The 12,895-nt window shown below is 72.1% G+C and carries 9 protein-coding genes; 1 reads left to right on the forward strand and 8 read right to left on the reverse strand.

All coding sequences use genetic code 11. The annotated features are described in order from the left end of the window. Nucleotides 1–23: 23 nt before the first annotated feature. The 8 genes from QF037_RS10710 to QF037_RS10745 form a co-directional block, all read right to left on the reverse strand. Nucleotides 24–947: a S66 peptidase family protein gene (locus QF037_RS10710; RefSeq protein ID WP_307023981.1), complete on the reverse strand. Its 924-nt coding sequence runs from the start codon at nt 945–947 to the stop codon at nt 24–26. Then, a complete protein-coding gene (locus QF037_RS10715) occupies nt 944–2,896 on the reverse strand; it encodes a dipeptidyl-peptidase 5 (protein WP_307023983.1) in 1,953 nt (650 codons plus the stop codon). The genes QF037_RS10710 and QF037_RS10715 overlap by 4 nt, the downstream gene beginning before the upstream one ends. A 15-nt stretch (nt 2,897–2,911) precedes the next feature. Next, nucleotides 2,912–4,216: a M20/M25/M40 family metallo-hydrolase gene (locus tag QF037_RS10720; RefSeq protein ID WP_307023985.1), complete on the reverse strand. Its 1,305-nt coding sequence runs from the start codon at nt 4,214–4,216 to the stop codon at nt 2,912–2,914. Continuing rightward, nucleotides 4,209–5,042, reverse strand: coding sequence for a M55 family metallopeptidase (locus tag QF037_RS10725; RefSeq protein ID WP_307023987.1), 834 nt, complete (start codon nt 5,040–5,042; stop codon nt 4,209–4,211). The genes QF037_RS10720 and QF037_RS10725 overlap by 8 nt, the downstream gene beginning before the upstream one ends. An 82-nt stretch (nt 5,043–5,124) precedes the next feature. Further along, complete coding sequence (locus QF037_RS10730; protein ID WP_307023989.1) at nt 5,125–5,850, reverse strand: class I SAM-dependent methyltransferase; 726 nt, start codon at nt 5,848–5,850, stop codon at nt 5,125–5,127. A gap of 153 nt (nt 5,851–6,003) precedes the next feature. Continuing rightward, the gene (locus tag QF037_RS10735; protein ID WP_307023991.1) at nt 6,004–8,481 is read right to left on the reverse strand and encodes an ATP-binding SpoIIE family protein phosphatase; all 2,478 of its coding nucleotides are present in this window, start codon (nt 8,479–8,481) and stop codon (nt 6,004–6,006) included. 189 nt (nt 8,482–8,670) lie between these two features. Further along, nucleotides 8,671–11,100 (reverse strand): MFS transporter, encoded by a 2,430-nt coding sequence (locus QF037_RS10740; protein WP_373463696.1) that lies wholly within the window; start codon nt 11,098–11,100, stop codon nt 8,671–8,673. A 151-nt stretch (nt 11,101–11,251) separates the two neighbouring features. Beyond that, the gene (locus tag QF037_RS10745) at nt 11,252–11,695 is read right to left on the reverse strand and encodes an SRPBCC family protein (RefSeq protein ID WP_046257957.1); all 444 of its coding nucleotides are present in this window, start codon (nt 11,693–11,695) and stop codon (nt 11,252–11,254) included. A gap of 157 nt (nt 11,696–11,852) precedes the next feature. On the opposite strand from QF037_RS10745, the gene QF037_RS10750 reads away from it, so the two are divergent. Continuing rightward, the gene (locus QF037_RS10750) at nt 11,853–12,893 is read left to right on the forward strand and encodes an Rv2578c family radical SAM protein (RefSeq protein ID WP_307023993.1); all 1,041 of its coding nucleotides are present in this window, start codon (nt 11,853–11,855) and stop codon (nt 12,891–12,893) included. Nucleotides 12,894–12,895: the final 2 nt, after the last annotated feature.

Raw genomic sequence — 12,895 nt, forward strand, 5'->3', positions numbered from 1 at the left:
ACGGGAGTCTTCTTGACGATGATTCAGCGCAGGGCCGGTTCGTCGAGTGTCAACGTGCGTGCGTCGGCGTCGAGTTCGGCCGCCACTCCGAAGGGCATGGTCAGCGCCCCGTCGCAGTGCCCGAACCCGAACTCCTCCACGACGGGCACCCCGAGCCCGCCGAGCCGGTCGGCGAGCAGCGCCCGCACCTTCTCCTCGGGACCGCACTCCCGCCACGACCCGAGCAGTACCCCTCGCACCCCGTCGAACCAGCCGGCGCGCAGGAGTTGGGTGAGATAGCGGTCCAGGCGATACGTCTCCTCCCCCACGTCCTCCAGGCACAGCAGCCCGCCGCGCGCGGAGGGCCGGGCGTGCGGCGTGCCCCGTTCGGCGGCGAGCAGGCACAGGCAGCCGCCGAGCGTGACGCCCCGCGCCCGCCCGGGGGCCAGGGTCCTGCCACCGGAGACGATCGTGCGGACGGTCTCCGGTGCGAAGAGCGTGGCCTTGAGGTGCTCCTGTGCCCGTGCGTTCTTGATGAAGTCGATCCCCGCGGCCATCGGCCCGTGGAGCGTGACGAGGCCCAGCCGGGTGGCGAACGCCTCGTGCAGCGCGGTGATGTCGCTGAAGCCGACGAACACCTTCGGCCCGGCCGCCCGCATCGCCTCCCAGTCGAGCAGGTCGGTCATCCGCTGCACGCCGTACCCGCCCCGTGCGCACAGCACCGCGTCGACGGACGGGTCGCACCAGGCGCTCTGCAGATCGGCGGCCCGGTCCGCGTCGGTGCCCGCCAGGTAGTCGAGGTCGCCGTGCCGCTCCAGCACATGGGGGCCCACCACGGGGTCGAGGTCCCAGCCGCGCAGGATGTCCAGTCCGGCCTGCAGCCGCTCCTCGGGAACGGGTCCGCTGGGCGCGACGACGGCCACGCGGGCGCCGGGCGCGAGTCTGGAGGGCCGGACGGATCTCTTCACTTGTCGAGCTCCAGGGTCGGGATGCCGGGCGGGTTCAGGACGAAGACCTGGGCGTACAGGGAGAGTTCGGACTCCAGAGCACGGGTCATGGTCTCCGCCCGCCGGAACCCGTGTCCCTCCCCCTCGAAGGCGATGTACGCGTGCGGCACCCGCCGGTCCTCCATGCGGGCCAGGAACCGCTCGCACTGGACGGGCGGGCAGATCACGTCGTCCAGGCCCTGCAGCAGCAGGAAGGGCGCGGTGATCTGGTCGGCGTGTTCGGTGGGCGAGCGCTCCGCGTACCGTGCGGGCACCTCGGCGAGGGGGCCGACCAGGGTCTCCAGGTACTGCGACTCGAAGTCGTGGGTCTCGCCCTCGCCCCAGCCGGTCAGATCGAGGATGGGGTAGATGATGGTGCCGCAGGCGTAGACGTCGGTCGCGGCGAGGGAGACGGCGGCGGTCCAGCCGCCTGCGCTGCCGCCGCGGATCGCCAGCCGGTCGCGGTCGGCGGTGCCCTCGTCGGCGAGGGCCTGGGCGACGGCCGCGCAGTCCTCGACGTCCACCACGCCCCACTGCTCGCGCAGCCGGTTGCGGTACTCCCGGCCGTGTCCGGTGGAACCTCCGTAGTTGACCTCGACGACGCCGATGCCGCGCGAGGTGAAGTAGGCGATGGCCAGGTCGAGGACGAGGGGTGCGCGGCTGGTGGGTCCGCCGTGCGCCCAGACGACGTACGGCGGCAGTTCGTCGCCGGGGGCCACGCAGGTGGGGTGGTGGGGCGGGTAGACGTGGGCGTGGATGTCGCGTCCGGCGGGTCCGGTGAAGGTGCGGATCTGCGGCTCGGGGTAGTACGCGGGGTCCACGGCGTCGTCGTGTCCGGCGCCGATCACCCGGGCCCGGCCGGTCCGGGTGTCCAGCTCCACCAGTTCGTGGGCGCTGCGCGGGCTGGCGCCGACGGCGACGACCCGCTCGCCGTGCACCGCGAGGGTGGGCGCGAACTCGGTCCAGGGGCCCGCCGCGTCGACGACCTCCGCGGTCTCGGGGTCCAGTATCCCGAGGGCGGTGGCGCCGCGGCCGTGCACGACGGCGATCAGGCCGCTCTCCAGCGGGGCGAACCAGCGATGGCCCAGCTTCCAGAGCGGACCGCCGAACTCCTCCTCGCGCCGGCACAGCGGTTCGCCGTCGCGGTAGAGGTTCCACCAGCCGGTGCGGTCGCTCGTGTACAGCAGGGCTCCGTCGTGGGCCCAGTCCACCTGGACGATCGACTCCTCGGGCCCGCCGGCGATCGTCCGGGGTTCGCCGAGTGTGCCATCGGCCCGGACACCGGTGAGCACCAGCTCCGTGCCGTCCCACGGCATCCCCGGATGGTCCCAGGCGAGCCAGGCCGCGCTGCGCCCGTCGGGTGAGATCCGGGGGCCGGTCACGAACCGGTGCCGGGCGTCGGTGAGTTCGCGCACGGCGTCCCGGTCCTGGGCGGCCGAGCCGTCCAGCGGCACCGCGGCCAGCACCCGGCGCACGTCGCCGGGCCCGTCGCCGGTGAACTCCTCCAGCACACACCACACTTCACCGCGGTCCGGGAGCAGCACCGGGTCCGCCCAGCGCAGGCCGCCGCCGACCGGGGAGACCGGGGTGAGGGGTCTGGGGTCGCCGTCCGGCGCGTACCGGTACAGCCGCTGGTCGGCGAAGTTCACGAAGACCACCAGCGGTCGGCCGTCCACGACGGTCCCCGCCCAGGGCTGTCCGCCGTACTCGATGACCCGGCTGCGGACGTTCCACGGCGTCGGCAGCACCGACTCCGTCGCGCCGTCCGTGCGCCGCCGCACCAGCGTGCGTCGGCCGCCCTCGGTGGGGCGTGGCTCGGTCCACCAGGCCTCGTCGCCGACGAAGCCCACGAACTCGGGATGCCCGTCGTGCGCGGCGGCCAGTGCCGCGTCGATCGGCGAGGGCCAGGAACCGTACGCCAGCGTCTCCATTTCTCCCCCAGTCGCTCAGGCCGTGCGCAGAAATCGGTCCAGGACCCGGACGCCGAAGTGCAGTGCCTCGACCGGGACCCGCTCGTCCACGCCGTGGAAGAGGGCCTGGTAGTCGAAGCCCTCCGGCAGCTTCAGCGGTGTGAATCCGTATCCGGTGATGCCGAGGCGCGAGAACTGCTTGGCGTCCGTGCCCCCGGACATGCAGTACGGCACCACGTGCCCCTCCGGCGCGAACTCCTCGACGGCGGCCCGCATCCTCGCGTACGTCGCCGAGTCCACCGGTGCCTGGAGCGCGACCTCGTGGTGCTGGAACTCCCACTCCACGTCCGGCCCGGTCAGCACGTCGAGGGTGGTACGGAACTCGTCCTCGCCGCCGGGCAGATACCGTCCGTCGACGTGGGCCACGGCCTCGCCCGGGATGACATTGACCTTGTAACCGGCGTCCACCATCGTCGGGTTGGCGCTGTTGCGGACCGTCGACTCGACGAGCTTCGCCGCCGGGCCGAGCTTCTCCAGGAGCCGGTCGACATTGCCCAGGTCGGGCTCGATGCCGTACAGGAGGGCGAGTTCGGTGAGGGCGGCGCGGACGGTCGGGGTGAGCCGCAGCGGCCACTCGTGCGCGCCGATGCGGGCGATCGCGGCGCACAGGCGGGTGACCGCGTTCTCCTGGTTCACCTTGGAGCCGTGCCCGGCCCGTCCGCGCGCGGTCAGCTTCAGCCAGCCCGTGCCCCGCTCGCCCGCCGCGATCGGATAGATCTGCCGCCCGGCACCGTCGTGGAAGGTGAACGCCCCGGACTCGCTGACGCCCTCGGTGCAGCCCTCGAAGAGCCCGGGATGCTCGTCCGCGAGGAACCCGGAGCCGTCCACGGCGCTGGCCTCCTCGTCGGCGGTGAACGCGACGACGATGTCGCGCCGGGGCCGTACCCCTTCGCGCGCCCAGGCCCGGACGATCGACAGGATCATCGCGTCCATGTTCTTCATGTCGACCGCGCCCCGGCCCCAGACGACCCCGTCACGGATCTCCCCGGAGAACGGATGCACGCTCCAGTCCCGGGCCTCGGCGGGCACCACGTCCAGGTGACCGTGGACGAGCAGCGCGTCCGCGGAGGGGTCGGTGCCCTCGACGCGCGCCACGACATTGGTGCGGCCCCTGGTTCGCTCCAGCAGCACCGGCTCCAGGCCCGCCTCGGCCAGCCGCGCGGCCGCGTACTCGGCGGCCGGCCGCTCCTGGCAGTCGCCGCCGCCCCGGTTGGTGGTGTCGATGCGGATGAGGTCGGAGGTGAACGTCACGACCTCGTCCATTGCCTGTCCGTCAGCCATACTGCTCCTCCACCGCGGCCGAGACGATCGTGGTGACCGCCTTGAAGGTGCGAATTCCCTCGTACATGGTGGCGCTCGTGTACCCCACCTTCCGCTCACCGATCCGGTCGACACCCGGAACGACGGTCGCGGCCAGGGCGAGGTGCTCGGCGTCGAACTCCACGGCGACGGTGAACGGCCCCGCCTGCACGGGTGGGTGACGCACCGCCAGCGCGGCCGCCTCCTTGGCCGCCGCGCGGATGTCGGCGGCGGTCCTGGCCGGTGTCCGGCACACCGCCGCGTACCGCGACACATGGTCCTTGACCGCGACCTTCAGCGCCTCGGGCGCGTAGCCGAGCGCGTCCTCGCAGGCCACGTCATCGCCGGTGACGAGGACGACCGGCACACCGTACTCGGCGACCACATGGGCGTTGAGCAGGCCCTCGCTCGCGCGTACGTCGTTCAGCCACACCCCGGTGATGGAGTTGGCGAGGTAGGTGTGGGCGAGGACGCCCTCCGCTCCGGCGCCCGCGTGGTAGCCGACGAAGGCGATGCCGTCCACGTCACCGTGCTGCACGCCCTCCACCATGGACAGGGACTTGTGCCGTCCGGTGAGCATCTCCGCCCGGTCGTCGAGCCGCTCCAGGAGCAGGTTGCGCATGGTCCAGTGCGCCTCGTTGATCAGCACGTCGTCGGCGCCGCCGTCGAAGAAGCCCTGTACCGCCGCGTTCACGTCCGAGGTGAACATCGCGCGGCACCGCTCCCACTGCGGCGTCCCCGGCAGCACGTCGGCCGGCCAGGTGACGCCCGTGGCGCCCTCCATGTCGGCGCTGATGAGGATCTTCATGCCGACTCACGCTACGCGTTCGCGCCACGTCCCGTCAGGCCTGTGGACAACCGTCACCGCCTCGGACCAGTTCGGGGGTCCCTCAGACCGTACGCCCCACCACCAGCCACTTCGACGGCAGCTCGATCCGGGCGCCGTCGGGGGTGTACTCCGTGGTCACGAGGGGCAGTTCGCCACCGGCCAGGACGGTGAGCCCGGCCGTGCCCAGGTACTGGGGCACCGCGTCGTCGGAGACCTCGCCGGGAGCGATGCCGTGCCGGAAGATCGGCGCCAGCTTGGGCGGCGGGCCCGAGGGATGCCGGGCCAGGCCCATCAGGATCGGCTTGGCGGCCTCGGACAGCTCGACGAGGAAGCCCCGGCCGTGCTCGCCGAGCAGCGCGGCGAGCCCGTCGACGAGCGGTTGCCGGTCGTCGGGTTCGCACTGGTGGAGCACGCCCCGCATATAGACGTTGGCGTCGCCCAGCTCCGCGTGCAGCGACTCCGCCCCGCCCTTCTCCACGGCATCCAGCACCCGGTAGGTGGCCTGGCCGGCCGGATCGGCGTCCCGGGCGCGGTCGACGGCGGCCTCGGACAGGTCGACGCCGAGAACGTGCCGGAAGCGGTCGGCGAGGAAACGTGTCTGGGTGCCGTTGCCGCAGCCCAGGTCGACCAGGGGCAGGGCGGGGGCGGTCACATGCGGTTCGAACAGGGCGAGGTGGAGACCGGCCGTCACCGCGGGCTCCGCGTCCCAGAACACCGCCCCCTGTCCGTCGGGAGCTTCGCTCCAGAAACTCTCCCAGGCCCCCCGGTACCGACTCGTCACGCTCATGCCCAACTCCCCAGGACGCGGCAATGGCCCGCCGCAAGTGACGGGCCAGTACGGTCTATCGCGCCCCGGTCACGGCTACAAGCGCGCGGCGCAATCCTTCACGCCGGGTGCGACACGCGTACGCCCTTACGCCCCGTGCGCCCCTGGGGCGCCTCAGCGTCGCGGCAACGTCAGTTCGAACCAGACGGTCTTGCCGGCCTTCGTCCGGCTCGTGCCCCACTCCCGGGCCAGGGTGGAGACGACGCGCAGGCCACGCCCGAACTCGTCCTCGGGACCGGCGCTCAGCAGGGTCGGCAGGTCGTGGTCGTCGTCGTCCACCTCGCACAGCAGCGTGTCACCGCGAACGAGGCGCAGCTGGAGGGGACGGCTGCGGGAGTGCCGTACGCCGTTGGTGACGAGCTCGCTGACCATCAGCTCGGCCGTGTCGGCGAGCCTGGCCAGCCCCCAGTCGTGGAGCTGTTCCCGCACCACGGAGCGCGCCCGGCCGACCTCGACCGGGTCCGGGGAGAGCCGCCACTCGGCGACGTCGTCCGGCTCGATGCCGTTGAGGCGGCTCATCAGGAGGGCGACGTCGTCCTTGCGGCCGCCGCGGCCCTCTTCTGAAAACGTCGCAGCGAGGGCGCGGATGATGGTGTCGCAGGCGTCGTCCATGGACGCGGCCGGGTGGGCGGCGGACTCGCACAGCGTCGCGAGGCCCACGCCGATGTCCTCGCCACGCACCTCGACCAGGCCGTCGGTGCACATCACGAGCCGGTCGCCGGGCTGCACGCGCACGCGTACCGACTCGAAGGGCACCCCGCCGACGCCGATGGGCGCCCCCGTGGGCAGGTCGAGGAGTTCGCTGCGGCCGTCCTCGGCGTGCACGATCACCGGTGGGATGTGGCCGGCGTTGGCGATGTGCAGCTCGCTCGCGATCGGGTCGTACACGGCGTAGAGACAGGTCGCGAGGTAGGTGTCGCCGAGCCGCTGGGCGAGGTCGTCGAGGTTGCGCAGCAGCTGGGCGGGCGGCAGGTCGAGGGCGGCCATGGTCTGTACGGCCGTACGCAACTGGCCCATCATGGCGGCCGAGTTGAGGCCGTGGCCCATGACGTCGCCGACGACGAGGGCGGTGCGGGCACCGGGCAGTTTCACCGAGTCGAACCAGTCGCCGCCGACCCGGCCGAGCAGGGTGCCCGGCAGATAGCGGGTGGCGATGTCGCAGCCCGCCATGTGCGGCGGAATGTGCGGCAGCATGCTGTCCTGGAGGGTCTCGGCGACGGACTCCTGGTAGGTGTACATGCGCGCGTTGTCGAGCACGAGGCCCGCGCGGGCGGCGAGTTCGGCGCCGGTGACCCGGTCCATGTCGTTGAACTCGACGCGCTCCGGGTGCCGCAGCAGGATCATGAAGCCGAGGACCACATGGCGGGCCTTGAGCGGTACGACCAGCATCGAACGGCCCGTGATCAGCGGCCGGATGTCGCGCTTTTCGAACTGTGAGGCGATGGCGTGCCCCATCTGCTCGCTGATGCGCGGCACGAGGACGGGCTCACCGGTGGTCATGCACTGGAAGAACGGGGTGTGGGCCGGGAACGGCATGGCCTCGCCGACCGGCACGACGTCGTCCCAGCGGCCGGGTTCGTCGGTGTGTTCGAGGGCGACCCGGTGCCACATGGTGGTGGTGTCCGGCACCCCCTCGGGGAACCCCTCGCCCGCGACGACCTGCTCCCGCAGATAGGTGCCGGCGACGTCGGTGAAGCGGGGCACGACGGCCCGGCTGACCTCGATGATGGTCTTGGACAGGTCGAGGGAGGTGCCGATACGGCCGCTGACCTCGGTGAGGAACTCCAGGCGCTCGCGTACGGCGGTGTACTCCAGGTCCTCGCCCTCGTCGGCGAGTTCCTGCGGGACGGGCCGCCCCTCGGCCACGGCCCGCGCGGCCCGCTCGCGGCGCGCCCTGCGTTCGATGCGGCGGGGCACGCCCCAGTCGGGGGTGACGGGCACCCGGTCGTTCTGGCTGAACTCCAGGACGGGGTAGCCCAGTTCGAGGATCTGGGCGACGATGCGGGCGCCTTCCTCGACGCTCATGCTGGGCAGGATCTCGGCAAGCCGCCGGGCCAGTTCCTCGGCGCCCGGGAAGTCGGTGTGCAGCGCGAAGGCGGGCGCGATGCGCTCACCGGCGATCTCGTCGTCCGGATCGTCCGCGCGCAGGGCGCCCGCGTCGGCGGCGAGCACCAGCAGCCGCTCCCGTCCGGGGCCCACCAGGGGGTAGGCCCACCACAGGACGTCGAGACGGTCGGGTTCGGACACCGTGATGCGGGCGCGGCCCGCGGCCGGGTAGGAGACCCTGCCGTCGAGGGAGGACTCCAGATCGGGCCCCAGCCCGTCGTAGGCCGCGTAGACGCCGTACGGCATGGGGTCGTCCTCGTCGGGCAGGGCGCCTGCGACGGGCAGCAGGTCGGCCGCCGGGCGGCCGAGCGCCTCTTCCTTGGCGGCGCCGAACAGCCGTCGCGCGCCCCTGCTCCAGTGGGACACCAGGCCGTCGCGGTCCACCACGACGACGGCCAGCGGGATACGGCCGGCCGCGGCGTGCTCCACCGCGCCGTCCCCGGCCCCGCGGCCGGGAGCTGCGTCCCTCTCGGTGCCATGGTCCATGGCCCAGGCCCTCTCTCCCCACGGCTCCGCAAGATCTGTGCACCCTCATCCACCGTACGGCCGTGGGTGGTTGTGATGTGGGGCAATGCGGGAATCGGCGGGGGGCGGATCACCCCGGCGTGCGCCCCCGCGCCCCCGATCCGGGCAGAACCTGCCGGTGGGAGGCGGGTCGGGGTTACTGACGGGTTTTCAGTCCTCGTGCCCGAGTTGGAGATCCCGTTCCGTACGGCCGCCGCCGGCGACCTGGAGGACGGTGGCGACGGGCGGGTAGCCCGCGGCGATGACGGTGTACTCGCCGGAGGACAGGTCGACGAACCGGAAGGTGCCGTCGGCTCCGGTGGTGAGGGTGTCCACGACGTTGCCGGCGGCGTCGAGGAGCGTCACGCGCGCGTCCTCGACCGGCCTCCCCCACCCTCCGGGCGGGGGGACCCCCATCTCGCTTCGCTCGCCGCCGGCCCGCACGGTGCCGCGCAGCACGGCGCCGCCCGCGAGTTCGACATCCTGGCGGGTCTCCCGGGAGGCCTGCACGGTGACGGGCAGAGCCGCGGGGCGGTGCGCGGGGGCGCCGGCCGCGAGGGTGTACTCGCCGGCGACGAGTTCGGTGATGACGTAGCCGCCCTCGCGGCCGCTGCGGGTGGTGGCGACCACCTGGCCGTGGACGTCGGTGAGGGTGACGGTGGCGTCGCGCACGGGGGTGCCGTCGGCGGTCAGCACGCTTCCGGCGAGGCGTCCGGCGCCGCCGAGGACGACATCGAGCTCGACGGGCCGCTCGCCGACGGTCACGGAGACCGCCTGCGGCTGGTGTCCCCCGGCCGCGGCGATCAGGACGTACGCCCCCGAGCCGGGCGTCGACAGCGCGTACCGCCCGTCCTCGCCGCTCGCCCCGCGCCCGGTCTGCTGCCCCACGGCGTCGATCAGCGTGAGCGCCGCGCGCGGTACGACGGTCCCGTCGGGGTGCTGCACCGTGCCGCAGACGGGGATTCCGGCGAGGTGGGGCGCACGGGCCTGCGGGACCGGGGCGTTCACGGGCGCGGGCTCGATTTCGGCGGCGTTGTGGGACACCAGGGGTTTCTCCTTGAGGAAGAAGGCGATGAGCAGGCCGAGGACGAGTACCGGCACGAGGTAGAGAAAGATCCGCGGCATGGCGTCGGCGTACGCGCGGATGTACGCGTCCCGCAGCTCGGGCGGCAGCGCGTGGACGAGCTGCGGGGTGATGGACTCGGCGTCGGGAAGCCCTGTCGTATCGGGCAGGCGCTTCGCCAGGGCGTCGGTGAGCCGGTCGGCGAGGAGGGTGCCGAAGATCGCGGCGCCGACGCTTCCGCCGATCTGCCGGAAGTAGTTGTTCGCGCTGGTGGCGGTGCCCAGGTCGGCGGGGCGCACCGAGTTCTGGACGGCGAGGACGAGGACGGGCATCACCATGCCGATGCCGGCGCCGAGGACGGCCATCCAGAGGCTGTAGTGCGGCCGGGGCGTGTCGGCCTCGAGCCGGGACAGCAGCCACATGCCGAAGACGGACAGGGCGCTGCCCAGGACCGGGTAGATCCGGTAGCGGCCGGTGTGGCTGATGAGCTGCCCGGCGATCACCGAGGCGCCGACGATGCCGCCCATCATGGGCAGCATCAGCAGCCCGGACTCGGTGGCGCTCGCGCCGTCCACCATCTGCAGGAAGGTGGGCAGATAGCTCGCGGCGCCGAACAGGGCCACGCCCACCACGAGGCCCACCAGGCCGGTGACGGTGAAGACCGGGTCCCGGAACAGCCGCAGCGGGATGAGCGGTTCGGCCGCGAAGTGCTCGGCGACGAGGAACAGCAGGGCCGACGCCAGCGCGCCCGCGCCGAGTCCCAGGATGACGCGCGAGTCCCACGCGTACTCGGTGCCGCCCCAGCTGGTCAGCAGCACCAGGCAGGTGGAGGCGGCGGCGAGCAGCAGCGCGCCGAGGACGTCGAGCCGGGGCTTCGCCGTCGGCTTGGGCAGCTTGAGGACGACGGTGACGACGGCCAGGGTGAGAACGCCGAAGGGGACGTTGAAGTAGAAGCACCAGCGCCAGGAGTGTTCGTCGGTGAAGTAGCCGCCCAGCAGGGGTCCGGCGACGGAGGCGAGGCCGAACGCGGCACCGATGAGGCCCATGAAGCGGCCGCGCTCGCGGGCGGGCACGATGTCGGCGATGATCGCCTGTACGCCGATCATGAGGCCGCCCGCCCCGACGCCCTGTACCGCGCGGAAGGCGATCAGCTGGTCCATCGTCTCGGCCCGCCCGGCGAGGGCGGAGCCGACGACGAACACGACGATCGCGAACTGGAAGACGCCCTTGCGGCCGAGGAGGTCGCCGAGTTTTCCGTAGATCGGCAGACCGATCGTGGAGGTCAGCAGGTAGGCGGTGATCGTCCAGGACATCTTGTCCAGGCCGTGCAGTTCACCGACGATCTTCGGCAGCGCGGCCGCGACGATCATCTGCTCCAGGGCGGCCAGGAGCAGCGCGAGCATGAGCACGAAGAAGATCAACCGCACCCGGCGCGGGCCGAGTTCGACGGCCTGGGCGGGTGCCGGGGCGGGGATCGGCGGGGGTTGCTCGGCCGGTTCGCCCCGCGGTCCGTCCTGCACCAGAGTGGTCCCGCGCACTGTGCCGCTCCCCTCGTCGCACCCTCACAATTCCCGCGTAAAGCGACAACTGCGAGCAAGCGCGACGAGTTACGGCAGACCGGGGCGGCGCCCGGAGATCCACTCGATCCGGTGAGAGGCTCAACACCCCTCGGACACCGGGGACTTGTCCTTACTTCTCGACCTCGGCGGCGAGCTTGTCGAGCACCTCGTCGTAGATCCGGCCGAGCCCCTTGGGGGCGAAGGTCTTCTCGAAGAAGCCGCCGATGCCGCCGGCGCCGTTCCAGACGGTGCTCACGACGACGCGGGACTTGCCCTCGCCGGCCGGGGTGACCCGCCAGGTGGTGACCATGGAGGAGTTGCGGTCCTTCTCGACGAGCTCGCCGTCGGTGGGCTCGCTGACCTCGAGCAGGCAGTCACGGATCCGCTTGCTGGTGGCCTGGAGCTTCCAGTGGACGAGGGTGCCCTCGCCGTCGCCGCCCTCGCGCACCTCGTACTCGCTGAAGTGCTGGGGCAGCACCTTCGCGCGCGTGCCGCTGTAGTCGGCGAGGGCGTCGAACACCTTCTCCGCGTCCGCCGCGACGACCCGCTCCGTAGTGGCCTCGACCTGCGCCATTTTTCCTCCAGCACCTGAGTTATCGGGGGTGGGGGCAAGCCAATCACCCCGGTCCCCGCCCGCCCAAATCGGGGCCCCGCAATCCCTTCACATCCGCACGCGCACGATCAAGGGAACATGTGTTCTATTCTGGGAACAGTGCTACCGAGGAGGCGTCATGCGCTGGGAGAACCTCACAGCGGACTCCGGCCACAGCCGGGCCGACGACACCGCGCTGTTCGGCGCGGACGCGGTCGTCACCCGTACCTTCGACACACCGGAGTTCAGCGGGATCACCTTTCACGAGATCCGGGCCCGGTCGATCATCAACCGGGTGCCGGCGGTCTCTCGGATGTCCTTCCAGTGGACGGTCAATCCGTACCGCGGTTGCTCGCACGCGTGCGTGTACTGCTTCGCGCGCAAGACGCACAGTTATCTGGACCTCGACACAGGTCTCGGCTTCGACTCGCAGATCGTCGTCAAGACGAACGCTCCCGAACTGCTGCGCCGCCAGCTCGGATCGCCGCGCTGGCAGGGCGAGCACATCGCGATGGGCACGAACGTCGACTGCTACCAGCGCGCGGAGGGCCGCTACCGTCTGATGCCGGGCATCATCGGCGCTCTGCGCGACCACGCGAACCCGTTCTCGATCCTGACCAAGGGCACGCTGATCCTGCGCGATCTCGACCTGCTGAAGCAGGCGCACGCGGTGACGGACGTCGGTATCTCCGTCTCGGTCGGCTTCGTCGATCCGGAGCTGTGGCGCACTGTGGAGCCGGGCACGCCGGCCCCTGAGCGCCGCCTCGACGTCGTACGGACCCTGGCCGAGCACGGCATCGGGTGCGGGGTCCTGATGGCGCCGGTGATCCCGTTCCTCAGCGACGCACCGGACCAGCTCCGGGCCACCGTGCGGGCGATCGCCGCCGCCGGGGCCACGTCCGTGACCCCGCTGGTGCTGCATCTGCGGCCCGGGGCGCGGGAGTGGTTCATGACCTGGCTGGGCCGGCACCATCCGCACCTGGTGCGCCGCTACGAGCGGCTGTACGCGGACGGCTCCTACGCGCCGAAGTGGTACCAGCGCCGGATCACCCGCCAGGTCCACGAGTTGGCCCGGGAGTACGGCATCGGGCCCGCGGACCCGGTCATGCCCCGGCGGATGCCCGAGCCCGAACCGCCCGCGCCCGATCTGCCCGAAGGAACCCAACTCACGCTGATCTGACA

The sequence above is a fragment of the Streptomyces canus genome, assembly GCF_030815415.1.
GTDB lineage: Bacteria > Actinomycetota > Actinomycetes > Streptomycetales > Streptomycetaceae > Streptomyces > Streptomyces canus_F.

Excerpts from the sequence above, each read along its gene's own strand:
- QF037_RS10720 (WP_307023985.1), bottom strand. The coding sequence starts at position 4,216 with ATGGCTGACGGACAGGCAATGGACGAGGTCGTGACGTTCACCTCCGAC.
- QF037_RS10750 (WP_307023993.1), top strand. The coding sequence starts at position 11,853 with ATGCGCTGGGAGAACCTCACAGCGGACTCCGGCCACAGCCGGGCCGAC.
- QF037_RS10725 (WP_307023987.1), bottom strand. The coding sequence starts at position 5,042 with ATGAAGATCCTCATCAGCGCCGACATGGAGGGCGCCACGGGCGTCACC.
- QF037_RS10715 (WP_307023983.1), bottom strand. The coding sequence starts at position 2,896 with ATGGAGACGCTGGCGTACGGTTCCTGGCCCTCGCCGATCGACGCGGCA.
- QF037_RS10745 (WP_046257957.1), bottom strand. The coding sequence starts at position 11,695 with ATGGCGCAGGTCGAGGCCACTACGGAGCGGGTCGTCGCGGCGGACGCG.
- QF037_RS10730 (WP_307023989.1), bottom strand. The coding sequence starts at position 5,850 with ATGAGCGTGACGAGTCGGTACCGGGGGGCCTGGGAGAGTTTCTGGAGC.
- QF037_RS10735 (WP_307023991.1), bottom strand. The coding sequence starts at position 8,481 with ATGGACCATGGCACCGAGAGGGACGCAGCTCCCGGCCGCGGGGCCGGG.